The organism is Ruegeria arenilitoris, from assembly GCF_013035315.1.
Taxonomy (GTDB): Bacteria; Pseudomonadota; Alphaproteobacteria; order Rhodobacterales; family Rhodobacteraceae; genus Ruegeria; species Ruegeria arenilitoris_D.
On record NZ_WQHP01000002.1, the window covers coordinates 422062 to 448238 of the forward strand.

A 26177-nucleotide genomic window follows, 5' to 3' on the forward strand; every position below is an offset into this window, starting at 1 on the left:
ATTCTCCCCGCAGGACCGGCCTGCGGAGGGGACAGTTCGGAACGTAATAATATCAGCGGACGACGTTTGGCAATCGGGTCGCAGGGGGCGTATTGCGGCTACGTTCGGACCGAACAACCCCGTCGATGATCGTCATCCCGACGCCCGGAAGATTGCCCAGTTGCACTGATTCCAGAATGTTCTTACCCGGCGCATGCTGCGCCTGATCCATCAGGACGAAATCAGCGCAATACCCTTTTTCGATCAGACCTGTATCCAGCTCGCGTTGGCGCGAAGTGTTGCCGTTGGCAAAGCAGAACGCGATTTCGGCAGGGACATTACCCAATGCCGACAGCATCGCCACCATCCGCATAATACCCAAAGGCTGCACGCCTGAACCGGCCGGGCCGTCAGTACCCAGAATGATGCGGTCCATCTGCTTTAGCTCGCGCGCCGTGTTCAACGTCAAAAGTGCGGCGCGTTCGTTGCCGTTATGGACGATCTCAAGGCCCGCGGTGCAGCTTTCGCACAGGCACATGATCTGATCGTCAGGGAGTGCCGAATGGCCGCCATTGATATGCCCAATCACGTCCGTCCCGGTTTCTAAAACCATATCTGCGTCGATCAGACCCGAGCCCGGGATCGAGGGTCCTCCGGTATGGATCGTGGACTGAATGCCGTATTTTCGCGCCCAGTCGACCATCTGCTTGGCAGTCTTGCCGTCTTTGACGGTGCCCAGACCCACCTCACCCAGCAGTTTGACACCGGCATCGGCCATCTCTTTGAAATCTTCCTCGACCATGCCGTGTTCGATGACCGGTGCACCGGCATGCACCTTGACGCCCGAAGGGCGGAAGTTCTCGTACCAACGTTGCGCCGCGATCGCCATCGCCTTCAGCCCCACCACATCCTTGGGACGGCCAGGCATATGCACCTCACCCGCTGAAATCAGCGTTGTTACACCACCGTGCAAAGTGGAATCGATCCAATGAAGCTGTTGCTGACGAGGTGTGTAATCCCCGACGACCGGGTGGATATGGCTGTCGATCAAGCCCGGTGCCAGAGTGACGCCATTGGCGTCCACTACCGTATCGGCGCCTCCGCAATCCAGATCCTTTTCATATCCCCATTCAGCGATTTTCCCGTCTATTGCGATCAGGCAATCGGCCTCCAGAATCGGCTCCTCCATCTTTCCTGACAGCATGAGCCCGATGTTTTTGATGACCAGTTTTTCTGCCATTTCGCTCTCCCGACGCAGTACGGATATTGTTAGCACACTAACTTGTTATGGTATTTGGTCAAGTCCCGCCAATTGGGAAATTTCATTCGTATAGAAACAAGTTGACAGGCGCGGCAATTCGATATTACTCATTTGTATACTAACAATTAGGCTGATCTATGACCTATGTCGTCACCGAAAACTGCATCAACTGCAAATTCACCGATTGTGTGGAAGTTTGCCCCGTGGACTGCTTCTACGAAGGGGAAAACACACTGGTCATCCATCCCGATGAATGCATCGACTGTGGTGTGTGCGAACCGGAATGCCCCGCTGACGCAATCCGTCCCGACACCGAGGACGGGATGGAGAAGTGGGTCGAACTAAACGGCAAGTACGCAGAGGCCTGGCCTGTCATCACCGAAAAGAAAGACCCAATGCCCGACGCAAACGACTGGAACGGCAAGGACGGCAAACTCGAGCTTCTGTCCGAAGCCCCGGCAGAATAGGAGATCAAGATGTCGCTGGATTCCACGACCAAGACCGAATTCCCCATTCCGGCGGGCGTGTTCGCCGAAACCGTGACCGAGGTGAAGCACTACACCGACCGGTTGTTCAAATTCCGCATCACCCGCCCGTCGTCCTTCCGGTTTCGATCCGGTGAGTTTGTGATGATTGGCCTGCCGAATGCAGAAAAACCAGTGTTCCGCGCCTATTCCATCGCCTCGCCGAGTTGGGATGAAGAGATCGAGTTTTACTCGATCAAAGTCCCCGGTGGTCCGTTGACCGAACACCTGCAGAAAATTCGCGAAGGTGACACGGTTTTGATGCGCAAAAAACCAACAGGGACGCTGGTCAATGACGCGCTGTTGCCGGGCAAGCGGCTGTGGATGTTCTCGACAGGGACCGGGATTGCCCCCTTTGCGTCGCTGATCCGCGACCCCGAAACCTATGAGAAATTCGACGAAGTGATCCTGACTTACACCTGCCGTGAAAAGGGTGAGCTGGACTATGGCAAAGAACTTGTCGCCGCGCTCAAATCCGATCCGCTGGTTGGCGAGATGGCGCAGAAATTGCGGCACTATTGCACCCTCACGCGTGAGGGCTATCCGTTCAAAGGCCGGATCACCGATCTGATGGCATCCGGCAAAGTGTTCGACGATCTGGGCCTGCCGCCGATTTCGCCGGAAACCGACCGGGGCATGATCTGCGGCTCGATGGCGATGCTGCAGGATACCAAGGCCGCGCTGGAAGGGTTCGGGCTGGAAGAAGGCGCGAACAACAAACCTGCAACTTTTGTGGTCGAACGCGCCTTTGTCGATTGACCAACCGGGGCTCTGCCCCGGCCCGACACCGGGATCCGGTGAAATGCTCTCACACCGGATCCCGCGTGTCTCGGGACTTACTGATTGTCCCGCTTTCCCGTCTTGTTCAGAAATGCCTCCATCCCGGCCCGCGCTTCGGGAGAGGATTGGGCAATCGCCGCCGCAAGGCTTTCGGTAAAGAACCCATCGCTGGCGGACATGTCGTTGATGCGCGTAATCGCCTGCATCATCATGTAATTGGACAGCGGCGCATTCTCTGTCACTCGCTTGGCCAGTTCCATCGCCTTGTCGAACACGGTTCCGTCCGGCTCGACATAATGCGCCAGTCCCAGCTGCAACCCTTCGTCCGCGCCATAGCGGCGACCGGTTAGCATCATCTCCATCATCCGGCTGGCTCCGATGATCCGCCCAACGCGAACGGTTGCTCCACCACCGACAAAGATTGCACGGCGGCCTTCTGGCAGCTCATAGAACGTATCCTGCTGCGAGACCCGGATATGAGCGGTCATCGCCAGCTCCATCCCGCCGCCCAGCACACCGCCGTTCATTGCGGCCACAACCGGAACCCGGCCGTATTCGATCTTGTCAAAAATCCGGTGCCACAGGCGGCATTCGTGCATCGCCCCAGCGGCATCCCGCATCGAGTGCTCCAACAGGTCCAGTCCGGCGCAAAAATGCTGACCAGAACTACGGATCACCACCGCGCCGATCTCATCAGGAAGGGTGTCGAAATAGTGCTCGATCTCGAACAGGAGCCCGTGATTGATCGCATTGAACTTGGCAGGTCGGTCCAGTGTCAGGACGCCGATCGCACCGTCGATTTCCGTACTTATATGTGTGTATTCCATTGCCTAGCCTTACTTGGGTTCCAGACGGATCGCGCCATCCAGACGCACGCATTCTCCGTTCAGCATTGTGTTTTCGATCATATGCCCTGCCAGCCGTGCAAATTCGGCGGGCTGTCCAAGACGGGACGGAAAGGGCACCTTGGCCCCAAGACTGTCCTGAATTTCTTGCGGCAGCAAATCCATCATGGGCGTAGAAAATATGCCCGGGGCAATGGCCATGACCCGCACGCCCGAGCGGGCGAATTCCCGCGCTGCGGGCAAGGTCAGGCTGGCCACGCCCCCTTTTGAGGCCGAATAGGCCGCCTGCCCGATCTGCCCTTCGAACGCTGCCGCAGAGGCGGTGTTGATGATGATTCCACGCTCATTGTCTTCCAGCGGGTCGTTCTGCATGATCCGTTCGGCTGCAAGGCGCATCACGTTGAAGGTGCCGATCAGGTTGATTTGCACCGTCCGCGCGAACCCCTCCAACGAAGCCGGACCGTTACGCCCAACAATCCTTTCTCCATGGGTGACGCCGGCACAGTTCACCAAGATTCGCGGCAAACCATTGGCCGCAGTCGCCGTCTCCAATGCCTTTTGCACCTCTTCCTCGCTGGTCACATCGCAGGGGGCAGCGACGGCCCCAAGACGCGTGGCCGCCTCTTGCAGCTTGTCACCCGGCAAATCAAAAAGAGCCACTTTTGCGCCTTGAGCGGAAAGAAACTCTGCCGTGGCCAAGCCCAGCCCCGAGGCACCACCGGTCACAATTGCGGACGCGTTTTCAATTCTCATGTGTTGTCTCCCTGTCTGGCCACAGCGCAATGACGCAACGAAATCAAGCGATGATCTTGCGGCATCTCGTGTTGCGCCTTACCCCTTTGGCTTACCTTTAGTGAACGATCAATAATACATTTGCATACTAACAATTAATTGGGTAGCCTGTTTTTGCAATTCGCATCGCGCCGCAGACAAATTGGCCGGATGACAGGGAGAGGAAAATGAGCAGTTCAGCCCAGCAAAGCGAGACGACCTTGTCACGCTCGCCCAAGTTCGCGCCAGCCAGTGTGCTTCGCGAAGACCTGGGCGATGGTGCATTCGTTCTGCGCAGCTCTTATCCGCTGGACATGAACGTGGGCTGTTTGTCCGAATATTTGGAACGATGGGCCATAGACGCACCGGACCGACTGTTTTTGGCCGAGCGCGGAGCCGATGATCGCTGGGTCAGCGTGACCTATTCAGAAACCCTGGCACAGACCAAGGCCTTGGCCGCCTTTTTGCTGAGCAAAGGGTTGAACAAGGACCGTCCACTGCTGATTCTGTCAGGTAATTCGGTGCGGCACGGATTGCTCATGCTCGCGGCCATGCATGTGGGTATTCCGGTTGTGCCGGTTTCAGTTCCTTACTCTCTGTTCGACGAGTCGCTGGCGAAACTGCGCCATATCGTCAAGACGACCAACCCCGGGATGGCTTATGCCGATGATGCCTCAGCCTACGCGCGGGCCTTTGACTATCTGGCCTCGGAAGACATCGAACTACTGTCTGATAACGGCGCGCAAACCTTTGACCAAGCTCTGCAATCCACAGCGGTCAACGCTGTAGATCAGGCAAGAGCAACCGTCAACAACGACACGAACGCCAAGGTCCTGTTCGCCTCGGGATCTACTGGGATGCCCAAAGGGGTCATCGTTACGCAGGCCATGATGCTTGCCACGCAAGAGGCCGTGGTGAAAATCTGGCCATTTCTGGAAAGTGCACCACCGGTCATCGTGGACTGGCTACCGTGGAACCATACGTTCGGCGGCAACTTCAATTTTAACATGATGTTGCGCAACGGCGGCAGTTTCTACATCGACGACGGCAAACCTGTACCGGGCGAGATCGAAAAAACGATCCGTAACGTGCGCGACGTATCGCCGTCTCTGTTTTTCAACGTGCCGCGCGGCTTTGACATGTTGCTGCCCGCCCTGCGCGAGGATGCAGCCTTGCGCAGCGCGTTCTTCAAGCGGCTGGACCTGATCTTTTTCTCAGGCGCCGGGCTGCCGGACCATCTTTGGGAAGGCCTTGAACACCTGGGCCTTCAGGAACGCGGTGGGAAAATCCCGTTTGTCAGCGCCTGGGGCCTGACCGAGGCGATGATGGCCACGTGTGTCCATTTCCCCATCGACAAGGCCGGCGTGATCGGCGTGCCAGGACCGGGGTCTGAAATCAAATTTTTGCCCAATGGTGGCAAGCTGGAAATGCGGGTGCGCGGGCCTCATGTCACGACAGGCTACCTGAACAATCCTGAAAAAACGGCCGAGGCCTTCGACGAAGAGGGTTACTTTCTGACCGGCGACGCCGGACGGCTGCAAGACCCGGACGATCCGTCCAAAGGTATCGTGTTCGACGGGCGGATTTCCGAGAATTTCAAACTGATGACCGGAACCTGGGTCGCAGTCGGCAATCTGCGCGTGAACCTGTTGCAAACCCTCAGCCCCATCGCTTCGGATGCGGTCATCACAGGGCACGACCGAACCGAGATCGGCGCATTGTTGTTTCTGAACGCTGATGAGTGCAAGGCACTGACAGGACGGGACGATACGCTGGCAGGCTATGCAAATGATCCCGCAGTACGGACCTTTATCGCCGAAAAGCTGGCCACCTATAACGCAGAGCAGATTGGCAGCGCCACGCGCGTGAAACGTGTGCGCATCGAACGCAACGCGCCGTCGGTCGAAAAAAATGAGATCACCGACAAAGGCTATATCAATCAGCGCCTCGCGTTGGAGCTGCGGGCTGACGCGGTCCTTCAGCTTTATGCCGGGACCGAAGACGTTATTTTGTCCGGAAAGGCATCCTGATGATCGACTACACCGCCTCTGAGGCCGAAATTGCGTTTGTCCTGAAGCATATCGGCCGTCCTGACCGCCTGCCCGATTGGAGCGATGATCTGGCTGAGGCCGTGATCCCAGCCCTCGCTCGATTTATCAACGCCGAAATCGCGCCATTGGACATGATCGGCGAAGATCAGGGCGCGCGGCTCGAGAACGGCCGTGTTCGTATGCCGCCAGAAATGGTGGCTGCGTATCGACGCTATTCCGGCGCGGGGTGGCCGGGGCTGTGCGCGCCTGAACCCTATGGCGGCCAAGACCTGCCCCATATTCTGGGCGCGGTTTTGGCGGACATGTTGGCGGGCGCGTGTATCTCGTACGAAATGGTATTGAGTTTAGCGCAGGGTTGTATCCGGACGATCAGCGCATCGGGCAGTGACGATCAAAAGGCGCGGCTACTGCCGCCGTTGGTGTCGGGCGAATGGCTGGCGACCATGTGCCTGACCGAGCCGGACGCGGGCTCGGATCTGGGGCGCATCAAAACCATAGCCACACCGGACGGCGACGGGTATGCGCTGAGCGGCACCAAGATTTTTATTTCCGGTGGTGATCACGACTATACGGAAAACATTCTGCATCTGGTACTGGCGCGCGCGCCCGGTGCGGCTCCGGGGGTGCGAGGTCTGAGCCTGTTTGCCTGCCCAGCCGTTTTGCCGGACGGGAAACGTAACACGGTCCAGACCGTGCGCATCGAAGACAAGATGGGCATGCATGCCTCACCCACATGCCAGATGGCTTTTGACAATGCGCGGGGCGAATTGCTGGGCGAAGAAGGCAAAGGCCTTGCCGCAATTTTCACCATGATGAACGCCGAGCGGCTGGACGTCGCCCTGCAGGCCGTGGGTCAGATGGACATCGCGTTTCAACGCGCTCGGACACATGCGACCGGTCGGCGACAAGGCACGACAGCCGAAGGGACCGCTCTGATCACCGAACATGGGGATGTACAGCGTATGCTGCTGGATATTTACGCCCACACAATGGGCTGCCGGGCAATGGTCTATCGCACATTCGTGGATATGGAGCTGGGGGCCGATCAAGCTCTGTTGGATATTCTGACGCCCACCTGCAAGGCCTTTGCGACGGACGCGGTGAATGTAGCTTCAAGCCAGGCGGTGCAAATCCACGGCGGCTATGGGTTCTGCAAAGAGTACCGGGTCGAACAGATCATGCGCGACAGTCGCATCATGGCGATCTACGAAGGTACGAATGGCGTCCTTGCAAACGGCATTGCCCGTCGCGCGATCCGCGCCAATGGTGGCGCGGCAGCCGAGGCGTTTGCCGAGCTCGTTGCAAACGGGCCCAGCTCGATGGAGCTCGCCGATGCGATTGACGCCTGGAAGGCTGCCACCATTGCGATGCAGGGTTCCTCGGATATTGGCCCCTCGGTCGCCGACTACATACGTCTGACCGGGCTGGTCTATTTCGGCCGTGTCTGGGCCGATATGGAAGCTGCGGCAGACGCCGCACCGCAACCCGAATTGCTGCGCGCGGCTGCAGCCCATGTCCGATCCCGCATCCTGCCAGAGGCCGGATTGCTGCGCCACCGCATTCTCAATCCTGAACCCACACATTCCGCGGCAATCTTTGCCGCCTGAAAACCAAGGACCACAAATGACCGACTTTACCATCCCCGAACCCAGCCCACAGGCCGACGCGGCGTTTCGCGCCGGTCTGACCGCTGGGAAGTTCCTGATCCAACGGTCCAAAACGACGGGCGAATACAACTTTTATCCTCGGGTCCTGTCACCCACCACCGGCGCCGATGATCTGGAATGGGTCGAAGCCAGCGGCAAAGGCACGGTGTATGCATCGACCATCATTCGACGCCCCGAGAAGTTCGGCGGTGACATCAATAACGTTCTGATCGACCTCGACGAAGGGCCCCGGATGTTCAGCCGGATCGTCGACGTGGACAACGAGGCGATCACCATCGGTATGAAAGTGCAGGCCGTTGTCATGACCCCTGACTTTGGCCCCAACGCAAAATCCGGCGAACCCGCCGTATTCTTCAAGCCCGCGGAATAAGGAGACCAAACATGGCACACGCACTTCGCGGCAAATCAGCAATCGTCGGCAAAGGCTATTGGGGTCTGGGGAAAACGCCCAACACGTCGCCCATGGAACTGATCGCCAAGGCCACGCAGAACGCGCTGTCCGATGCCGGAATGGACCTGTCCGAGATCGACGGTGTTTGCGGTGGGACGTTCTATCACTTCTTCCCTACCCTCTCGATTGCCGAGTATCTGGGGATCAAACCGACATGGGCCAACTCAGATATGGTGGGCGGCTCGTCCTTCATGTCCTACCTTGTCGAGGCGACCATGGCGATTCAGGCAGGCCTGTGTAATAACGTGCTGATCTGCTATGGCTCGAACGCAAAATCCGCTCGCGATCTCAACGGCCTGATCGAAACCCCGCAATGGGAACGTGCCTATGAGCCGATGGTTCCAGTGCCGGGCTATGCCTTCACCGCGCAGCGTTACATGCACGAGTTCAACGTACCCAAAGAGCATTTTGGCCACGTTGCAATCTCGGCCCGGAAATGGGCGCAGCTGAACCCAGATGCCACCATGCGGTCTGAGCTGACGATGGAAGAGTACCTGAATTCGCCTAAGGTCGCGGATCCGCTGGCTGTTCTGGACTGCTGCCTGATGTCAGATGGCGGCGCTGCGATCATCGTGACCTCGGCGGATCGCGCAAAAGACTATCAGGAGAAGCCCGCCTATTTCCTGGGTGGCGGCAATGCCATTTCCCATCGCGAAATCAGCCAGGCCCCTGTCCTGACAACGACCTGCGCCGCCGAAAGCTCAAAACGGGCGTTCGAAATGGCCGGGATTACCACAAAAGATGTGGACGTGGTCGAGCTGTACGACGCCTTCACCATCAATACTCTGTTGTTCCTTGAGGACATGGGTTTTGTGAAAAAGGGCGAAGCTGGTGCATTTGTGGCCGACGGCAACATCGCGCCGGGCGGATCGTTGCCGGTGAACACCAATGGCGGCGGTCTCAGCTGTGTGCACCCCGGCATGTACGGGTTATTCTGCCTGATCGAGGCCGCGACCCAAATCCGGGGCGACGGCGGCGACCGCCAGATCGAAGACGTGAACATCGCGATTGCCCATGGCAACGGCGGCACATTCTCGAACGAATTCACCACCGTCTTGGGTAGCGAAGCCGCGCTGTAAAGAAAACAAGGATTGAGGGGCGATTGCCCCTCAGTCATTCAACGATGTGTCGTTCCTTAGTGACGAGTGTAGCTGGGCGATTTCATGATTGCCTTTAGCTCTTCCCGGAACCCGAAATAGCCGTTGCGGCTGCACAAATCCAACAGGTCAACCGATAGCTCTTCGGCCTCCAGACGGCGGCCTTCTTCCAGCAGAACCTGCAACTCAGCCGTCAACAGCCAGGCTTCGAACGCGTCCATTTTCATGAGCTGAGCCAGAGAAAGACCTTTGTTGAGAATGGTCCTGGCTTCAGTGAACTCGTGTTTTTGAGCCAACATGCGGGCCAGCGGCGCGGCAGCGAAACAACACAGTACATCCAGCCCTGCATACTCTGCAGTTCGCAGCGCTTTCCGAAGCGCCGCGATACCGCTGTCCAACCTACTTTGTATGCAGCACTTTATGCCCCTGGCCACCAGCGCGAAACAAAGGTCGTAGGCCTTTCCGGTTTCCTCGGCGACCGCGAGCGACGTATTGATATCGTCCTCGGCGGCTTCGAAACGTCCCGCCATGCTGTGCGCATTGGCCCGTGTCGCCAGACCCAAAACCGAGATCGACCCCGTAGTTCCAATATCCTCGGTTCGGAATGTTTCGGCAAACAGATCAACATGGCGGTCGATCGCCGACACTGCGCCAATATAATCACCGTTGAACCAGGCTGCTTGTGCAAGGGCGAATGCGGCCTTGGCCTGTAACTTCGTATCACCGCACGCCTCGGCATTGACCAACGCAAACCGCGAGACGCGCGTAGCCTCTCGCACGTCCGAAAGGACCGTCATCATTATCCCCTGATCAATCTGAGAAGCAATGCGCGCAGCCGTGTCTCCGATCTTCTGGCACAGCTCTTCAGCCTCGCGGGAAATGGTCAGGATCCGTTCAAAATCTCCACTCGCCACCAGTGAAACGCGCAACCCCTGGCGGGACCTCAATCCCAGCCTGGCCACGTGGAATTCATCCGTTTCATGGCGGATCTTTCCGATACAGCGCAACGCATGCTCAAAGAAAGACACCGCCGCGTCGAATGAGAACAACTTGACCGAAAGGTGGCCGCAATGGTTGTAGGCTTTTGCCGCCTCTAACCACAACTCACCCCCGTCCGCATGCCTTGCAACTGACTGCATGATGTCGAGATTGTCGCTGTATCCACCCCCATACAGGGTCTCATAAATCGCGCGATGATGTTTGGTACGGCGTAACCGGGGAATGCTGCGATAGCCGACCTTCTGCATCAAGGCATGGCTGAACCGGATGGTCTGCGACTTGTCACCTGCAGTAAACTCCAGCAGGCCTTGCTCGATCAGGCTGTGAATGCGTTCCTGTGCATTCTGAAACTGTCCGCTCAAAGTGCGCAAAAGAACCTGATGGTTCCATTGCAGGCCGCCAACGGCCACGACTTGCAAGGCCCTGCGGTCTTCGGGGTCCAAAGCGTCGATACGCGCCGCGATCAGAGGCTGAACGCGGGCCGGTATGTCGATGTCTTCCAGGATTTCCGGCAATTTGTTCAGATAGTTCTCTTCGGACAACCGTTCGCGGATGTTATAGACAAACTCTTCGACAAAAAGCGGCGTTCGATCACTGAGGTCTTCGATATACGCCGCAACCATCTTGTTGACAGCGGCATCGTCCAGCAACAGCCTGATCAGATCCCTGCAGGCAGCAGTTTCCAGTGGGGAAACATGGATAACCTCCAGCAATGGTTTCGGATCAGTCGACACGAAATCGGCATTCCGCGAAGTCAGAAGGATCAGCGTTCGCGTCGAAGAAACCCGGTCCAGCAAGGCGTGCACAACATCAAGCGTGCCCTTGTCCGCCCAATGCAGATCCTCGATGATCAACAACAGTGGATCGCCGGCGTCCAAAGCCAGAATGATCCGCGCCAAGGCATCAACCAAAAGCCGTCTTCTGCGCATTGGGTCTGCGGCACTAGGTTCGGCTAGAGGCTGAACACCAGTAAACAACGAAATCAGCGCATGATGCGTTGCATCGTCTAAATCCGAGTTATCGCCCAGCAGTTCAGTCAGTTGATCTTCCAGGGAAACATCCAACCCAGCGACCGAATGCTGAAGATGCGACGTGATCGCACGCGTGATCGGCAAGAACGCGGCATCCTGATCCAATGAGATACAGTTGAATTCAATCGCCTGATACCGGCCCAGAAGGATCTTGTCGGCAAACTCGTGCAGCAACCTGGATTTACCGATCCCGGCCGTGCCAATCAGCAACGCGGCATTCCCCCGCCCGCCGACTGCGCTGTTCCATGCGCTTAGCAGTTGCTCAAACTCTCCGGCCCGACCCACAAACGGAGAGCGGCTCCGACGTACGCGGGAATGCCAGCGAGAGGCCTGATCCTTGCGCGCCTGAATTTCATACAGACCGATCGGCTCGGCAAGATTGTCGAGGACAAGCTCTCCAACGCGCTGATGCTCAAATATCCCACCCGCATGCTCGATCACGGCACCGGACACGGTCACAACATTGTGCCGGGCGCGGCTTTCGATCGTACCCGCGATATTCATCACCGGGCCCAGAAAGGCTTGTTCTTCGCCCAACGTGTGCTGCAAATGGCCGACTAACAACTCGCCACAATGCAAACCAATGCGCACGTCGGGTTGTTTACCGTCCATCTCAGAAAGCCGCTGAATGATCTTGCGCGCGCTTGCGATGGCTTTGATCGCATGATCTTCGTCCGCTTGCGGCGAGCCAAACACCGCCAGCGCACCGTCGCCGGTAAACAAGGTTGTTGCGCCATTACTCTCGCAGGTTGACATGATCAATTCGATCGCTGGCCCAACCTGATCAATGGCATCCTCAGGATCCAGCGAGCCAATCATCATGGTTGATTTGACAATATCGACGAACATGACAGTACACATCTTGCGTTCTGTCGGTTCAATCTGGACGTTGCCTATCATTCTTTCGCGTTCCCGTTTCGAAATGAGTATGCCGTTTGAATGTGAATTTTGCCAGTCCGTAAAAGCATGTTGCAGGTTTGGACGAGCCGTTATCCGTTAAACTTCGCGTGTCAAATTCGTTGAAACGACACAATAAATGAATTACGCGTAAAGATACATTTTTAAAGAGGTATGATCGTGACTGAAAAGCATAAACACGGCCTGACGCTTGAGGATGTTCAGACAATCATCGGGCGAGGCGTTCTTGATGAGGCATTCCGGCAAGCTTTTGTTCAAGACCCCGAGACGGTTGTTAAACGTCTGGGCATTTCTGTCGAAGATGACGGTAACGCGCGTGACCTGCTGAAATCCATCGGCGAGGTTCTGGAAGGCGGTTCCGACGTTCGGTCCGCAATGGATAAAATCAGATCAGCATACGAAGACTCTTCGGACGGCGTAATCCGGCCCCGCTGCGCCTAACGCGAAATGAGCGAAGCGGCGTTAAGCCAGCCCAACACCCCAGGCGCGGACCATCACCGCCTGTGCCTGGTATCTATGCCGTTTTCCTCGCTCCAGCATCCGGGGTTGGGGTTGGCCTTACTGGCGCAACTGGCCCGACGGGCGGGAGCGACGACGACCGAAAAGTTCTTTAGCTTTGACTTTGCCGAAGTGATCGGGCTGGACAGGTATTCGCTGCTGTCTGACGGCAGGTTCTACCAGGCCCTTTTGGGCGAGTGGGTGTTCACCGACCTTATCTACCCACGCGAGGAAGCTGTTGCATTCGAATACCTAACCACTGTTTTGGCGGACCACGTGTCAGGTGTGGAATGGCTGACCGTCATGCAAGACGCTATTTCCGCCCGAAAAGCGGCCAAGGAATTCGTTGACCGCTGCGCTGAAGACATTCTTTGGGACAATCCAACCGTCGTGGGTATTACGTCATCTTTCCAACAGGTTATGTCGTCATTGGCCATCGCCAAAGCCATAAGGCGCCGGTCGAACGATGTGGTGATCGTGATGGGCGGCGCAAATTGCGAGGGTCCGCTGGGACAGACCCTGCTGCAGGCACATCCCGAACTGGACGCCGTTTGTATCGGCGAAGGGGACGAGGCGTTCCCCGAGTTTCTCAGCAATCTGCAATCTCGCGATGCCCTGCCCGAAACACCTGGCATCTTGACCCAAACGCACAACACCCGATCCCTTGAGGATGCGAAGGCGCCCCTGGTTACTGATCTGGACGCGTTGCCGGTGCCGGACTTTTCCTCGTTTTTTGACCGGTTTCACAACACCCCCGGGTTACCGGACTTGTTCCAGCCTTCGCCGACAATCGAGACCTCGCGCGGGTGTTGGTGGGGGGCCAAGCATCACTGCACTTTCTGCGGCCTGAACGGCCAGTCGATGACCTATCGCAGCAAATCGGCCGAGCGTGCCTTTGCTGAATTCCGCGAGCTGGCGGATCTTTACGGTCCTGATCTGGTCGTCGTCGACAACATTCTGGACCACCGGTACCTCAGAACGTTGATCCCCAAACTGGCGCAGGACGAACGCCCGTTCCTGATGCATTATGAGGTCAAATCAAACCTGTCGCCGGCAGTGATTGCGTCACTGGCCAACGGGGGCGTCCGCAAGGTTCAACCCGGAATCGAGACCTTCGACACCAAAACGCTTGCCCACATGCGCAAGGGCGTTTCCGGCATCCAGAACATTCAGACCTTGAAGCTTTGTGCTGAGGCGGGCGTCTTTGTCGAATGGTGTTTTCTCTATGGTTTCCCCGGAGAAGATCCCGAAGGTTTCAGCCGGATGGCGAAATTGATCCCGCACCTGCACCACCTGCAACCCCCGGGGTCGATTGGACCGGTTCGGGCGGACCGGTTCAGCCCCTATTTCGACTACCCCGAGGCCTATGGCATTCAGGTTCGGCCGGCTAAACCGTATGGCTATATCTTCGACGTGCCGAACGAAGATCTTGCGCAGTACGCCTATCACTTTGACATCGTAGATGGGGATCAATCGGCGGCCCAGGATCGCGCCGCACCTACGCTTGATGCTTTGGCGATCTGGCAAAACGATGCGAGCACTGCTGAACTGTATCTGGATGGCGATGTCGTTGTGGACACGCGCGATCCCGATCAGTCTCACAAACACCAACTTTCGGCGACAGAAATCGCAGTTCTTGACCAAGCCCCAACCATTGTCGGCCGCGCCCAACTGCAGGACCGGTTGGAAGCCACCTTTGGACAGGACGCCGTTCGCGATGCAGTTCTCCGCCTGTTGGAGCTGAACCTTCTATATTCCGAAGAAGACGCCGTGCTGTCACTGGTACTCAGGACACCGGGTTTCACTCGTGCGCCGGAATGGAGCGTGATCCGATCGCACCCGGAACTGGCGTTCTCAGTTCAACGCAGCGACGAATTTTGCTAAAATATAAGAAAGGGGCCAAGGCCCCTATCTCCGAACTCGGTCACGAGAATGCCTTGATAACCTTGGCGTAGTTATCCAGCATCTCAAGCTCTTCTTCCTGCGTGAAGTAACCAACGTGGTGCCAAACCACGAACTCCTCGGTGTTGTACTTCTCTTTCAAGGCACCCACCTGATCGATGACCTGATTAACGGTACCCTTCCAGACGCGACCCATCGGTACGTGATATGGCGGCGCGTTATACGCGAAATTGAATAGCTCTTCGAAATCGCGATAGTGCTGTTCGGCTTGCGCTTCGGTCGAGCCAATGGTCAGGTGCCCGCCAAGCACCAGAGTGTTGCCAACGGTCAGATCGGTGTGACCGTGATGATGGGCTTCCTCAAGGTAGATCGGCATGGTCATGTCCATGAATTCGTCCTTCGAGACGAACGACACCAGTTTCGCCCCTTCCTTGGCCCAGAACTTCGCCGTTTCCATTGACCACGAGAACGGTACATAGAGCGGCGGGAAATCGCGCCCGTCGGTCCGTTCACGCGGACGCGGTACGATGCCCATCTTGCGCAGTGTGCCGTTTTCATCTGTTTGCCTTAGGTGATTTATCGTTCACTTACTTTAACAACTCGCTTGGCCCTGAAATTTGATTTGAGTCAAAGAATGCAAAAAGGGCGCCCGGTTTCCGGGACGCCCTTCCGTTCCGCTGTCTGTGTAGAAGGAGGAGGAGTTACAGACAGCGATCAGCCCGAGATACAACACCGGGTTCACCGGCTTGCATAATCAGTTCGTGACTTACGGCCCGCGGCAAGGCCCGCGCCATAAAGGCGCGCGCCGCATCTACGCGGTCAGAGTAATAATCAGGCGATTGCGCACCGGTGGCTGCCTTGGCAACCCGCGCAATCCGGGCGGACATCCATGCCGAAAGGCTCAGCGCCACGATCTCCAGATAGTCGCATGCGCCAGACAGGACATCGCCTTGAGCTGTTCCCAGAACCCAGTCGGTCGAGCGCCCAAGACGGGTTGCCGCATCACGCAGGTTCTGCTCGATGTCAGCAAGGTCCGCGTCCAAACGGCCCGCCTCGTCCAGCATATCGGCGATAAACCCTTTGATGACGGCCCCATTGTCGCCGCGCACTTTGCGCATCACCAGATCGCGCGCCTGAACGGCACTTGTACCTTCATAAATCTCGGTGATCCGGACATCGCGGACCAATTGCTCGACCCCGTAATCCTTGATGAACCCGTGGCCGCCGTGCATTTGAACGGCCTCATTCGCCATGCGTGACCCCATTTCGGACAGATAGGATTTGATCACCGGAGTCAGCAGCGACAAACGTGCATCTGCTTCCTTGCGCTTCTCAGGGGTCTCGGCGCGATGGGCCACGTCCAACAAACCTGCACCGAAATAGGCCAGCGCACGGCCAACATCCATTTCGCCTTGTGCAGTCAATAGACGACGGCGTACGTCCGCATGGGCAATCAGCGGATCAGCCGGGCCAGTCGGATTCAAGGGTTCCCCGTCCGCGCGGCCCTGAAGGCGTTCGTGGGCATAAGACGTCGCGGTTTGAACTGCCGCTTCCGCCACACCCAATCCCTGCAGTCCAACGGAAAGGCGCGCCGCGTTCATCATCACGAACATCGCGGCAAGACCTTTGCCCTCTTCACCAACGATCCAGGCTTTGGTGTCCTCGAACGAGATTGCGCAGGTGGGCGATCCATGGATACCCATCTTGTTCTCGATCCCGGCGATGGTGATCGTGTTGCGTTCGTCGGTCGTGTTGTTATCGGCGTCCAGCATGTATTTCGGAGCCAAGAACAGCGACAAACCGCGTGGTCCCGGCTGTGCACCTTCGACCCGAGCCAGGATCAGGTGGGCGACATTCTCCGACATGTCGTGATCGCCCCAGGTGATGAAGATCTTGTTGCCGGTGATGGCATATGATCCGTCCTCATTGCGGACAGCCTTGGTACGGATCAAACCCAGATCGGTGCCGCAATGCGGCTCGGTCAGGTTCATGGTCCCGGCCCAATTTCCGGATGTCAGCTGCGGGCAATAGACGGCCTTCTGTTCGTCCGAACCATAGGCCATCAGCGCCTCGACAACACCGAAATTCAACTCGTGGATCAGGGCAAAGGCCAGGTTGGTGCCCGCCATGCCCTCACGCAGTGCCGCATGCAGGACAAACGGCAGTTGTTGTCCACCATATTCTTCCTCCAATGCCAGCGCGTTCCACCCGTCTTCGCAAAACACCTTGTAAGCCTCGCCAAAGCCGGGGGCGGCATAAACCTGACCGTCCTCAAGCCGCGCGCCGGGGCTATCGCCCGCTTCGTTGCAGGTCGCTAGGTTGTCCCGCACGAACCCATTAATGGCATCGACCACAGCAAAGAACGTGTCCTTGTCGCAATGCTCGTACCCTGGAAGGGCAAGGGTCTTGTCGAGGTCAAGAACCTCGTCCAGCAAAAATGTTATGTCCCGCTGAGGGAGTTGATAGTCCATGTCAATTTCCCTCAGTTTTTTAGTGGCTTGCCGGTGGTCATGGTGTGGCGCATCCGCTCGATTGTCTTGTCCTGTCGGATCAGACGCATCATGCCTTCGGCCTCAAGCCTGTGCAGCGCTTCTTCGTCCAGAACGCCGCCTTCGCCCCCGGCCAGAACCTGTGCCGTCTCGCGTGCAATCTCGACCGTGTACGGGGCATCTGACATCGCCTCTGCCAAGGCCTTGAGTTTGGCGTTGATTGCGGCTGCATCCAGCGCAATCTCGGCCTTGGCAGGTGCCTGATAGCCATCCGCCAAAGCCAGAGCAGCCGCCTTTGCTTCGGCCAACAAACGATCGCGGTTCATGACCACGCCATCTGTTTGTCTCAGATAGCCAGCATGCTGCGCCAGCGGCGCAGAGCCGGTCATCAGCGCCGCCGAGATCACGTCAAACGCTGCGACGGCACCCTGGGTTGGATCTCCCAACTCGGCCGTCTTCCGCAACAACAAAGCAGTCGTTCCGCCCCAAGCTGGCAGCAGGCCAACATTGGCCTCAACCAAGCCGATATTACTTTCCAACACGGCCATGACCCGATCCGAATGCATCAGGATTTCGCAACCACCCCCAAGGGCCAGCCCACACGCAGCAGACACAACCGGGAACGGCGCGTATTTGATCTTGCGCATCGTCGCCTGACCGATGGCAAGTTGCCCTTCGACCAGATCCAGCTCGCCCGCATCGGCACGATCCAGCGCCTTTTTAAGGTTTGCACCAACCGAGAAGTGATTTCCGTCCGAGCCAATGACCATCGCCTTGAAGTCTCGGCCCACGACGTCCAACGCCTGGCTGACGCCGGTCATCACCAGATCGTCCAGCGCCGCATTGAGTGCGGTAATGGTCAGCAAAGCAACGCCATCACCCATGTCCCGCAGCGCGACAGAGTCCGTCGCAAAGACCGGGTCATCCGTCAAATCCGAGGCAAAAATCACACCCGGGCCGCGCGGCACGTCCGCCTGTTCGCCGGACGGCAGCAGCACTTTCCGCGCCAGACCTGCGCCAGAGTAAATTCCACCACGTTCGGCTGCCAGCGCCAGCAAGGGCGGCACATCCTGCTCTTCGGACTTCAGACGCGCAGCAATCTTGTCCGCACCAATCCTGTCGATCAGCTTGAACGGACCCATGCGCCAGTTGTAACCCAGCTCCATAGCGGCATCGATATCCGCCGGGTTGGCAGTAATTTCAGGAACGCACCAGGCCGCGTAAGACAACGTCGGGCCCATGACGGCCCAGGCATAATCGGCCAGCCGGTCCTCCGTTTGATCGATGAAATCAGCGCCAAACGTCTTGGCCAGTTCAGGTCCCTTAACCTGCGGGCGATAGTCAAGCGTGGCCAGATCAATCGCCTCGGCCTTGGGCTTGCCATTTTCATCCTTGGACCGGCGATAGAAACCGGCACCAGCTTTACGACCGGCCAATCCCTTGGCCGCCATCTTGTCGAAAAGGTCCAAACCTTCGGTATGGGTCTGCTGCGGGTCGTCCGCCTCAAGCAGGTTGCGCATCGACAGGCGCGATTTGCCCATCAGGTCGATCCCGATCAGATCCATCAGCGCAAACACACCCGTGCCGGGCACACCAAAGGGGCGCGCCAGCACTGTGTCCGCCTCTTCCACCGTGATACCACGCGCCACAGCCTCGCGCGCGGCGGCGTTCATCCACAGCCCGCCCAGGCGGTTAGCAATGAATCCGGGACGATCGTTGCAGGGTACAACGGTCTTGCCCAAACGCTCATCGCTAAAGGCACGCGCGCGCTCGGCAGCGGCCGGATCGGTGTCGGGGCCGGTTACAAGCTCGATCAGGCGCATGTAGCGCGGTGGGTTGAAGAAATGCACGATGACGAACCGCTTGCGCAGGCTCTCATCCATCGGGCCAACCAAGTCGGCCAATGGAATGGTCGAAGTGTTCGAACTGAGCAATGCGTCATCGCGCAGGTAAGGCGCGATTTTGGCATAGAGCGCGTGCTTGATGGAAAGGTCTTCCAAAACGACCTCAACCACCCAGTCGCATGTCGACAACTGGTCCAGATCATCCTCGAGATTGCCTGCCGTCAACCGGTCGGCATAGGCCGGATCTGCCAGTTGCGGCGCGCGACCCTTGGTCATGCGTGCGATGGCACCCTTGGCCAGCATCGCACGGTCTTCGGCATCCTGGGGAACGATGTCCAGCAGAACAACCTCGGCGCCTGCGTTGGCGAAATGGGCGGCGATGCCTGCCCCCATCACACCCGAGCCGATGACGGCAACTTTATTGATCGCAGTCATTTACAGAACCTCGAACAGGCCAGCCGCGCCCATGCCGCCGCCGATGCACATGGTGGCAACGATGTATTTGGCACCGCGTTTCTTACCCTCGATCAGCGCGTGGCCGACCATGCGGGTACCAGACATGCCATAAGGGTGACCCACCGAAATTGCGCCTCCATCGACGTTCAGAATTTCGTCCGGGATACCCAGCTTGTCGCGGCAGTAAAGCGCCTGCGACGCGAATGCCTCGTTCAGCTCCCAAAGGCCGATGTCGTCCATTTTCAGGCCGTTGCGTTCCAGCAGCTTCGGGACAGCAAAGACCGGGCCGATGCCCATCTCGTCGGGCTCACACCCGGCGACGACATAGCCGACATAACGCCCAATAGGCTCTAGCCCGCGCTTTTCTGCCAGCTTCTCTTCCATCACCACCTGCGCTGATCCACCGTCGGACAATTGCGAGGCGTTTCCGGCGGTGATCCACTTGTCCTCACCCATGACCGGAGCCAGACCGGCCAGGCTTTCCAGCGTGGTGGAAGGCCGGTTGCACTCGTCTTGCGTCAGCGTCACCTCCTCGTAGGTAATCTCACCGGTTTCTTTGTTCTTGTTGGCCTTCGTGACAGTGATCGGAACGATCTCATCATCGAATTTCCCTGCGGCCTGTGAGGCGGCGGTGCGTTGCTGGGATTGCAGGGCGAATGCGTCCTGCGCCTCGCGGCTGATGCCGTACCGTTCTGCTACCGTATCAGCGGTTTTGATCATCGGATCGTAAAAGCCGCGGACATTCTGTTCGATCCAATCCTCTTTCAGCCGGAACGTGTTGTCACGGCCCATCACCAGAGAGATGCTTTCCGCGCCTGCCCCAACGACAACGTCACAACCATCCACCATCACGCGCGAACAGGCGCGGGTCAGGGCCTCAAGACCTGAGGAACAGAACCGGTTGATCGTCTGGCCCGACGCCGTCACCGGCAGGCCCGCGCGCATGGCGACCTGACGGCCAAGGTTGCCGCCATTTGCGCCTTCGGGGACGGCATTGCCGATGATCACATCCTCAATCTCGGCAGGATCAACCCCAGCGCGCTTGACCGCTTCGGCTACGGCATGGCCGCCGTAAACAGCGGGATGTGTGTCGTTGAAGGCGCCGCGGAAAGCTTTGCCAATGGCGGTACGAGCGGTCGAGACGATAACGGCAGAACGCATGATTATGATCCTTGAACGGTGAGTTTAGTCGTCGGTGGGCAGCTTGTAGTCGGCGTATTGCTCACGCAGATGCAGCTTGGAGACTTTGCCGGTTGCGGTGTGCGGAAGCTCGGACTGGAACACCACGTCATCGGGCGTCCACCATTTGGCGATCTGGCCGATATACAGCGCCAGAATATCTTCGCGGCTGACATCCGAACCCTCGCGCTTGACGGCAACGATCAGCGGGCGCTCGTCCCATTTTCGGTGCTTGGCGGCGATACAGGCGGCCTCAAGAACGTCCGGATGGCTCATGGCAATGTTTTCCAGATCGATCGACGAAATCCATTCGCCCCCCGACTTGACTACATCCTTGGTTCGGTCTGTCAGGCGCAAATAGCCCTTTGGATCAATTGCGGCGACATCCCCGGTCGAGAACCAGCCGTCCTCGGTGAACGCATCGGCACCGGCCCCGCCCCAATAGCTGCTGGCCACCCAATGGCCGCGCACCTGCAACATTCCGGACGCTATTCCATCGTGAGGCAGCAAATCGCCTTCATCATTCACGATGCGCATCTCGACGCCATAGAGCGCACGACCCTGTTTGGTTTTAATCTGTAAACGCTCATCAATGGGCAGTTTATCCTCGCCCCACTTGAGCATCGCCAGCGACCCGACCGGCGACAATTCGGTCATGCCCCAGCCGTGAACAACTTCGGTCTCGTGACCTTTCTCGATCTTTTCGATCAATGACAGCGGTGCGGCCGAACCGCCCATCATGGCACGCTTGACGGTTCTCAACCGTTCGCCACGCTGGTCGAGATATTCATACAGACCCAGCCAAACCGTCGGCACGCCCGAGATCATGGTGACCTCTTCGTTGTCCATCAACTCCTGCAGTGGCGCGGGATCCATGCCGGGCCCAGGCAGAACCAGTTTGGAACCGTTCATGATGCAGGCATAGGGCAGACCCCACGCGCAGGCGTGGAACATCGGCACCACGGGTAGCACCGCCTCGCGCGCAGTCAGGGCCAACCATTCGCCGCCCGAAACACCCATCGCATGCAACACCGTTCCGCGGTGGGAATACAGCACGCCTTTGGGATTACCTGTCGTGCCAGAGGTATAACACAGAGCCATTGCGGCGTTTTCATCCAGCTCGGGCCAATCATAGACATCCGGCTTACCTGCGATCAGACTTTCGTAGTCACTGATCGGCGTCTTCATTTGCGGCACCTGATCCTGTCCGGTCAGGCTGTACCAACCTTTGACAGTCGGGCAACGCTCCGACACCGCATCGATCAGCGGTGCAAAAGTCGTGTCGAAGAACATATGCGTGTCTTCGGCGTCGTTAACGATAAATGCGATTTGGTCCGGGTGCAGGCGCGGGTTGATCGTGTGACAAATCGCACCAATGCACGCCAATGCGTAATAGAGCTCCAAATGCCGATTGTTGTTCCAGGCCAGCGTTGCAACACGATCACCAGGCCCGACACCCAACTCGGTCAGCGCATGGGCCAGTTGTTGCGTCCGCCGCCCCATATCGGCAAAGCTGTAGCGGTCAATTGTCATGTCCGAGTTGCGCCAGACGATCTGCGCCTCGGGGTGCGCGCACATGCCATGACGGAAAATACTGGTCACGGTCAGCGGCATCGTCATGATTTGCCCGGGGATCGTTTTTGTTTCTATGCTCATTTTGCCTCCCAAATTCTTCTGCTTTGCACGTTTGTGGGGTCACAACGGTGCAGGCGACATTGCTCCGATTTCCTGTTCAACCCGCCAAGACATCTGCAATACGCCCAGATCGTCGAAACGTTTCCCGACCAATTGAACGCCGATTGGCAGACCATAGCGGTCCAGCCCAGTCGGGATGCTGGATGCGGGTTGTTCCGTCAGATTGAACAGGAACGTATTCGCCCAGCTTTCAAACGGCTTGGCCGGGTTGAACCCCGGCAATTCTGCAGCAAAGGCCGTGTCAGGTGTCGATGGCAGCAGGATGAAATCATACCCGTCGATCAACGCCAGCGCGCGTTCGCGCAGTGCTTGCGTGTGGTCGAAATTGCGCTGATGCTCGACGGCGGACAAACTACGCCCATCTGCGGTCCAGTCGCGGATGTACGGCGTTTTGTCCTGCTCGGCATCCGGTTGGCGCATCAACTCGGACAGGGTTCGAATTTTGTAAAACGCCTCAGCCGGTTCCCAGTCGGAGCGACTGAACGGAGCTGTATCCATGGTTGTCACCTGAACGCCCAGGTCCCGCAGCACCTGCGCAACCTTGTTCACCGCATTGCGAACGCCTTCTGTGACGGGTTCACCCAGCCCCAGTTCGGGAATGACCAGAACTGACAGCCTGTCAAAATCAGAACGTCTGAGGCGGGATACGTAGTTCACGTCGTCCCGGGCCAAGGCGGCGAAATCGCGGACGTCCTCACCGGTCAGCACGTTCATATGCAGCGCAACATCGCTGAAATTCCGCGCCAAGGGACCCGCAGTGATCGCCGGACTGTTGCAGACGTAGTAAGGCACACGGCCCTGGCTGGGCTTCAGACCCGCCAACCCGCAATATGAGGCGGGCAAACGGATCGACCCAACGATATCGGTCCCGATCGAGACCGGCTCGATCCCAGCCGCGACACTTGCTGACGCACCCGAAGACGACGCGCCGGTTGTACGCGACAAATCCCAGGGGTTGCGTGTCACGCCGTGTTTCGAACTGACGCCACCCGCAAGAATCCCGTAGTCGCACATCGTGTTCTTGCCGAGGATGACGGATCCGGCCTCGCGCATCCGTGCAACTGTCGGGTGATCGGTGGTGCCGATCGACGCAGACCCGGCCGCCGAACCGCGGTAGGCGGGCATGCCGATACAATCCAGGGCGTCCTTCACCGTGGTTGGCACCCCGTCTAGTGGGCCCATCGGCGCATTGTCGTGCCAGCGTTGTTCTGACGCCTTTGCGGCCTCAAGCGCGCGCTCGGCGTCTGTATAATAGATCGCGTTGATCTGCGGGTTGACCGCATCAATCCTGTCCAGCGCAGCCTGTGTGACCTCGACTGGAGACAATTCCAGCCGGGCATAGGCCTGCACCATGGCAAGCGCCGAGAGTTGCGAATAGGGGGCCGTCATACGCGCACCGTTGATAGGTAGAAAGGGATCAGGCTTCGGTCCGTTGGACGTAGTAGACCTTGGCGGCGATCCTCCAGCCGTACCCGGTGCGAACCAATGACAGGTAATCGACGAAATAGCGCGGCTGCACGGCGCAATCGATCTTGACCATGGCCGTATTGGGACCGGACTGGTCGATCGAAATCGTGTGCCCATAAACCGGATAACCCTTGGATTTGGGGCTTTCGCTACCGCCAATGACCTCTTTGTACTTGTCCAGCGTCATGTGGATGTAGCTGCCGTCCTCATTGGCGCAGGTCAGGTCACATTCCGGCAGGAACATCTGGTCTACCTTGCTGATGTCACCATCATGCAGGTTTTCGATGTAGGCCTGCATCAGGGCTTCGATATCGGCGAATGCGGTCATTGAGTGTCCTCGGTCGTAAGTGTCTTGAGACGCAATTTATGTCTGGGTCAGGCTGCTTTGCTGGCAAGCAAGGCCTGGCGGTGGCGTTTGAGGTCTTCGATCGTGCCGACCTTAAGGCCGTGGCGGGCACCGAATTCCAACAGATCCGGCAAGCGTGCCATTTCACCGTCGTCGTTCATGACCTCGCAGATCACACCGCCATCGCCCTGCCCCGACAGACGGGCCAGATCGACTGCGGCCTCGGTATGGCCCTCGCGTTCGAGCACGCCTTCTGGCTTGGCAACCAACGGAAAAAGGTGACCGGGCGAAACGAGGTCTGCAGAAGACCCCGTATCAGATGCCAAAAGGGCAATAGTCCGGGCCCGGTCGCTGGCCGAGATGCCAGTGGTGGTGCCCTCTTTCGCATCCACCGAGATGGTGAACGCAGTGTGATGGGGATCGGTGTTCAACGCTGCCATCGGCCCAAGGTCGAACTGTGCGGCCCGTTCCTGGGTAATCGCCATGCAGATCAATCCGCGACCGAACCGAGCCATGAAGTTTATGGCAGCAGCATCCGCACAAGCGGCGGGGATCACCAGATCCCCCTCGTTTTCGCGGTTTTCGTCATCGACGAGAATGACCATGCGGCCCTGCGCGCAGTCCGCGATGATGTCTTCGATGGGCGACAGCCGATGGACCTCATGCAGGTCGAACATGATCTATTCCCTTACCCGTTGAGCGGTTTGATGACGCCTTCGGCAAATTCGATCAGCGCTTCCTGCTCGATCTCGTCGCCAAAGTAATTCACGTGGTGCCAGACAAAGAATTCGCCGATCTGATAGCGCTCTGCCAATTCGCCGACCTGATCCAGCACCTGCTGACGCGAACCATCCCAGACACGACCCAACGGAACGTGGTACGGCGGGGCGTCGTAGGCCGAGAACCACAGCTTGTCGAACATCTCGCGGTACTGCTTGGTTTTCGCCGGTGTCTTGCCCATCATCAGATGAGCGCCTAGAGCCAGAACGTCATTGTTGGTGGTATGCGTCAGCCCGTTTTCATGGGCAGCCTGCAGACAGTTCTCCAGGATCACCGGCATGAATTCTTCTTTGTCGGCCGTCACGAAAGAAACCATCTTGGCACCTTCCGAGGACCAGAACTTGGCGGTTTCCATCGAATACGAGAACGGCGCGTACACTTTCGGGTGCGGTTTCTGCAGCGGGCGCGGCACGATGCCCGACTTCCGCAGGATCTTGTTTTCGTCAACCGGGTTGTCACCGCCCCACAGTTTTGTGGGATTGAACTCCCACTCGACATTCGACGGGAAGTTCCAGAACTCTCCCTGATGCTCGGTCAGGTCATCGGTCCACAGCGATTTGATCAGGCGCCAGTTTTCATACAATGCACGGCGGTTGCGCTGATCGGCTTCGGACTTGTCGGACTCGGCCGAGGTTATGTCCAGATGCTGACCCATGGTCGCTGTCCAGCGCGGCGTATTCCCGCGCGAGAAACCGGCAAAGACACGACCACCGGTCATGTGATCTAGCATCGCAATGTCTTCAGCCGTCTTGATCGGGTTCATCGCGGTCAGGTTCATCCCCAACTGACCGACTTTGAAGTTCTTGGTGTGCTGGGCAATGTACATGTTCCAGAACAACGGGTTGGTGGTGCATTCCACCCCTTCAACCTGCATGTGGTGTTCGGTCAGGCAGAACCCGTCATACCCAAGCTCTTCGGCCAGAATCATCTGATCACGCAGCGTGTGCATCATCTTGTTGAACCGCGCAGGATCACGCCCGGCAAGCTGGGTGTCCTCGCCATGCTGGCGCGCGAATGGAATGGCGAGAATCTTGAACTTCATGCAGGCATTCTCCGGTTATTATTGAACGTTCACTAACATTCTCATGTGAGCACGGAAAACGTCAAGCCCAGAAATATGTTTCCCTGCGTCGCAAAATGGCTGCGA

Annotated in this window: 21 protein-coding genes; 8 read left to right on the forward strand and 13 right to left on the reverse strand. The window is 57.9% G+C overall.

Going from position 1 to position 26177, the window contains the following annotated elements:
• Window positions 1-52: 52 nt before the first annotated feature.
• Window positions 53-1219 carry an amidohydrolase family protein gene (locus tag GOV53_RS06675; protein ID WP_170464853.1) on the reverse strand — a complete coding sequence of 389 codons (1167 nt, stop codon included), beginning with the start codon at window positions 1217-1219 and terminating at the stop codon, window positions 53-55.
• A gap of 158 nt (window positions 1220-1377) precedes the next feature.
• Between GOV53_RS06675 and fdxA the strand changes: the two genes are divergently transcribed.
• The gene (gene fdxA, locus GOV53_RS06680; RefSeq protein ID WP_170464854.1) at window positions 1378-1707 is read left to right on the forward strand and encodes a ferredoxin FdxA; all 330 of its coding nucleotides are present in this window, start codon (window positions 1378-1380) and stop codon (window positions 1705-1707) included.
• Window positions 1708-1716: 9 nt separating this feature from the next.
• On the forward strand, window positions 1717-2523 hold the full coding sequence (locus GOV53_RS06685; protein WP_170464855.1) for a ferredoxin--NADP reductase: 807 nt from the start codon (window positions 1717-1719) through the stop codon (window positions 2521-2523).
• A 77-nt stretch (window positions 2524-2600) separates the two neighbouring features.
• Here the strand turns inward: GOV53_RS06685 and GOV53_RS06690 are convergent, their stop codons facing one another.
• Entirely contained in the window at window positions 2601-3371 is a 771-nt protein-coding gene (locus GOV53_RS06690; RefSeq protein WP_170464856.1) for a crotonase/enoyl-CoA hydratase family protein, read from the reverse strand.
• A gap of 9 nt (window positions 3372-3380) precedes the next feature.
• A complete protein-coding gene (locus GOV53_RS06695; RefSeq protein WP_170423736.1) occupies window positions 3381-4142 on the reverse strand; it encodes an SDR family NAD(P)-dependent oxidoreductase in 762 nt (253 codons plus the stop codon).
• Between the two features lie 206 nt (window positions 4143-4348).
• Here GOV53_RS06695 and GOV53_RS06700 point away from each other — a divergent pair, with 206 nt between their 5' ends.
• Genes GOV53_RS06700 through GOV53_RS06715 form a run of 4 tightly spaced genes read left to right on the forward strand, consistent with a single transcriptional unit; the run spans window position 4349 to window position 9408 of the window.
• Window positions 4349-6190, forward strand: a complete 1842-nt coding sequence (locus GOV53_RS06700) for a feruloyl-CoA synthase (protein WP_170464857.1) — start codon at window positions 4349-4351, stop codon at window positions 6188-6190.
• Window positions 6190-7818 (forward strand): acyl-CoA dehydrogenase family protein, encoded by a 1629-nt coding sequence (locus GOV53_RS06705; protein ID WP_170464858.1) that lies wholly within the window; start codon window positions 6190-6192, stop codon window positions 7816-7818. Before GOV53_RS06700 ends, GOV53_RS06705 begins: the two co-directional genes overlap by 1 nt.
• 16 nt (window positions 7819-7834) lie before the next feature.
• Window positions 7835-8248, forward strand: a complete 414-nt coding sequence (locus GOV53_RS06710) for a Zn-ribbon domain-containing OB-fold protein (protein ID WP_170464859.1) — start codon at window positions 7835-7837, stop codon at window positions 8246-8248.
• Window positions 8249-8259: 11 nt separating this feature from the next.
• Window positions 8260-9408: an acetyl-CoA acetyltransferase gene (locus GOV53_RS06715; protein WP_170464860.1), complete on the forward strand. Its 1149-nt coding sequence runs from the start codon at window positions 8260-8262 to the stop codon at window positions 9406-9408.
• 56 nt (window positions 9409-9464) lie between these two features.
• Here the strand turns inward: GOV53_RS06715 and GOV53_RS06720 are convergent, their stop codons facing one another.
• Complete coding sequence (locus tag GOV53_RS06720; protein WP_170464861.1) at window positions 9465-12356, reverse strand: ATP-binding protein; 2892 nt, start codon at window positions 12354-12356, stop codon at window positions 9465-9467.
• A 177-nt stretch (window positions 12357-12533) separates the two neighbouring features.
• Here GOV53_RS06720 and GOV53_RS06725 point away from each other — a divergent pair, with 177 nt between their 5' ends.
• Window positions 12534-12815: a hypothetical protein gene (locus tag GOV53_RS06725; RefSeq protein WP_170464862.1), complete on the forward strand. Its 282-nt coding sequence runs from the start codon at window positions 12534-12536 to the stop codon at window positions 12813-12815.
• A 6-nt stretch (window positions 12816-12821) separates the two neighbouring features.
• The gene (locus GOV53_RS06730) at window positions 12822-14756 is read left to right on the forward strand and encodes a RiPP maturation radical SAM C-methyltransferase (RefSeq protein WP_170464863.1); all 1935 of its coding nucleotides are present in this window, start codon (window positions 12822-12824) and stop codon (window positions 14754-14756) included.
• A 40-nt stretch (window positions 14757-14796) separates the two neighbouring features.
• On the opposite strand, the gene GOV53_RS06735 is transcribed toward GOV53_RS06730, so the two are convergent.
• The 9 genes from GOV53_RS06735 to GOV53_RS06775 form a co-directional block, all read right to left on the reverse strand.
• The gene (locus GOV53_RS06735) at window positions 14797-15309 is read right to left on the reverse strand and encodes a hypothetical protein (protein WP_170464864.1); all 513 of its coding nucleotides are present in this window, start codon (window positions 15307-15309) and stop codon (window positions 14797-14799) included.
• 166 nt (window positions 15310-15475) lie between these two features.
• Window positions 15476-17245: an acyl-CoA dehydrogenase family protein gene (locus GOV53_RS06740; protein ID WP_170464865.1), complete on the reverse strand. Its 1770-nt coding sequence runs from the start codon at window positions 17243-17245 to the stop codon at window positions 15476-15478.
• An 11-nt stretch (window positions 17246-17256) separates the two neighbouring features.
• Window positions 17257-19542: a 3-hydroxyacyl-CoA dehydrogenase/enoyl-CoA hydratase family protein gene (locus GOV53_RS06745; protein ID WP_170464866.1), complete on the reverse strand. Its 2286-nt coding sequence runs from the start codon at window positions 19540-19542 to the stop codon at window positions 17257-17259.
• On the reverse strand, window positions 19543-20724 hold the full coding sequence (locus GOV53_RS06750) for an acetyl-CoA C-acyltransferase (protein WP_170464867.1): 1182 nt from the start codon (window positions 20722-20724) through the stop codon (window positions 19543-19545).
• Window positions 20725-20748: 24 nt separating this feature from the next.
• Window positions 20749-22398 (reverse strand): long-chain-fatty-acid--CoA ligase, encoded by a 1650-nt coding sequence (locus GOV53_RS06755; RefSeq protein ID WP_170464868.1) that lies wholly within the window; start codon window positions 22396-22398, stop codon window positions 20749-20751.
• Between the two features lie 39 nt (window positions 22399-22437).
• The gene (locus tag GOV53_RS06760) at window positions 22438-23826 is read right to left on the reverse strand and encodes an amidase family protein (protein ID WP_170464869.1); all 1389 of its coding nucleotides are present in this window, start codon (window positions 23824-23826) and stop codon (window positions 22438-22440) included.
• Between the two features lie 28 nt (window positions 23827-23854).
• Entirely contained in the window at window positions 23855-24232 is a 378-nt protein-coding gene (locus GOV53_RS06765; RefSeq protein ID WP_170464870.1) for a nuclear transport factor 2 family protein, read from the reverse strand.
• Window positions 24233-24279: 47 nt separating this feature from the next.
• Window positions 24280-24927, reverse strand: coding sequence for a 3,4-dihydroxy-2-butanone-4-phosphate synthase (ribB, locus tag GOV53_RS06770; RefSeq protein ID WP_170464871.1), 648 nt, complete (start codon window positions 24925-24927; stop codon window positions 24280-24282).
• 11 nt (window positions 24928-24938) lie between these two features.
• Window positions 24939-26072 carry an LLM class flavin-dependent oxidoreductase gene (locus tag GOV53_RS06775; protein ID WP_170464872.1) on the reverse strand — a complete coding sequence of 378 codons (1134 nt, stop codon included), beginning with the start codon at window positions 26070-26072 and terminating at the stop codon, window positions 24939-24941.
• Window positions 26073-26177: the final 105 nt, after the last annotated feature.

Excerpts from the sequence above, each read along its gene's own strand:
- GOV53_RS06675 (WP_170464853.1), bottom strand. The coding sequence starts at position 1,219 with ATGGCAGAAAAACTGGTCATCAAAAACATCGGGCTCATGCTGTCAGGA.
- fdxA (WP_170464854.1), top strand. The coding sequence starts at position 1,378 with ATGACCTATGTCGTCACCGAAAACTGCATCAACTGCAAATTCACCGAT.
- GOV53_RS06685 (WP_170464855.1), top strand. The coding sequence starts at position 1,717 with ATGTCGCTGGATTCCACGACCAAGACCGAATTCCCCATTCCGGCGGGC.
- GOV53_RS06690 (WP_170464856.1), bottom strand. The coding sequence starts at position 3,371 with ATGGAATACACACATATAAGTACGGAAATCGACGGTGCGATCGGCGTC.
- GOV53_RS06695 (WP_170423736.1), bottom strand. The coding sequence starts at position 4,142 with ATGAGAATTGAAAACGCGTCCGCAATTGTGACCGGTGGTGCCTCGGGG.
- GOV53_RS06700 (WP_170464857.1), top strand. The coding sequence starts at position 4,349 with ATGAGCAGTTCAGCCCAGCAAAGCGAGACGACCTTGTCACGCTCGCCC.
- GOV53_RS06705 (WP_170464858.1), top strand. The coding sequence starts at position 6,190 with ATGATCGACTACACCGCCTCTGAGGCCGAAATTGCGTTTGTCCTGAAG.
- GOV53_RS06710 (WP_170464859.1), top strand. The coding sequence starts at position 7,835 with ATGACCGACTTTACCATCCCCGAACCCAGCCCACAGGCCGACGCGGCG.
- GOV53_RS06715 (WP_170464860.1), top strand. The coding sequence starts at position 8,260 with ATGGCACACGCACTTCGCGGCAAATCAGCAATCGTCGGCAAAGGCTAT.
- GOV53_RS06720 (WP_170464861.1), bottom strand. The coding sequence starts at position 12,356 with ATGATAGGCAACGTCCAGATTGAACCGACAGAACGCAAGATGTGTACT.
- GOV53_RS06730 (WP_170464863.1), top strand. The coding sequence starts at position 12,822 with ATGAGCGAAGCGGCGTTAAGCCAGCCCAACACCCCAGGCGCGGACCAT.
- GOV53_RS06735 (WP_170464864.1), bottom strand. The coding sequence starts at position 15,309 with ATGGGCATCGTACCGCGTCCGCGTGAACGGACCGACGGGCGCGATTTC.
- GOV53_RS06740 (WP_170464865.1), bottom strand. The coding sequence starts at position 17,245 with ATGGACTATCAACTCCCTCAGCGGGACATAACATTTTTGCTGGACGAG.
- GOV53_RS06745 (WP_170464866.1), bottom strand. The coding sequence starts at position 19,542 with ATGACTGCGATCAATAAAGTTGCCGTCATCGGCTCGGGTGTGATGGGG.
- GOV53_RS06750 (WP_170464867.1), bottom strand. The coding sequence starts at position 20,724 with ATGCGTTCTGCCGTTATCGTCTCGACCGCTCGTACCGCCATTGGCAAA.
- GOV53_RS06755 (WP_170464868.1), bottom strand. The coding sequence starts at position 22,398 with ATGAGCATAGAAACAAAAACGATCCCCGGGCAAATCATGACGATGCCG.
- GOV53_RS06760 (WP_170464869.1), bottom strand. The coding sequence starts at position 23,826 with ATGACGGCCCCCTATTCGCAACTCTCGGCGCTTGCCATGGTGCAGGCC.
- GOV53_RS06765 (WP_170464870.1), bottom strand. The coding sequence starts at position 24,232 with ATGACCGCATTCGCCGATATCGAAGCCCTGATGCAGGCCTACATCGAA.
- ribB (WP_170464871.1), bottom strand. The coding sequence starts at position 24,927 with ATGTTCGACCTGCATGAGGTCCATCGGCTGTCGCCCATCGAAGACATC.
- GOV53_RS06775 (WP_170464872.1), bottom strand. The coding sequence starts at position 26,072 with ATGAAGTTCAAGATTCTCGCCATTCCATTCGCGCGCCAGCATGGCGAG.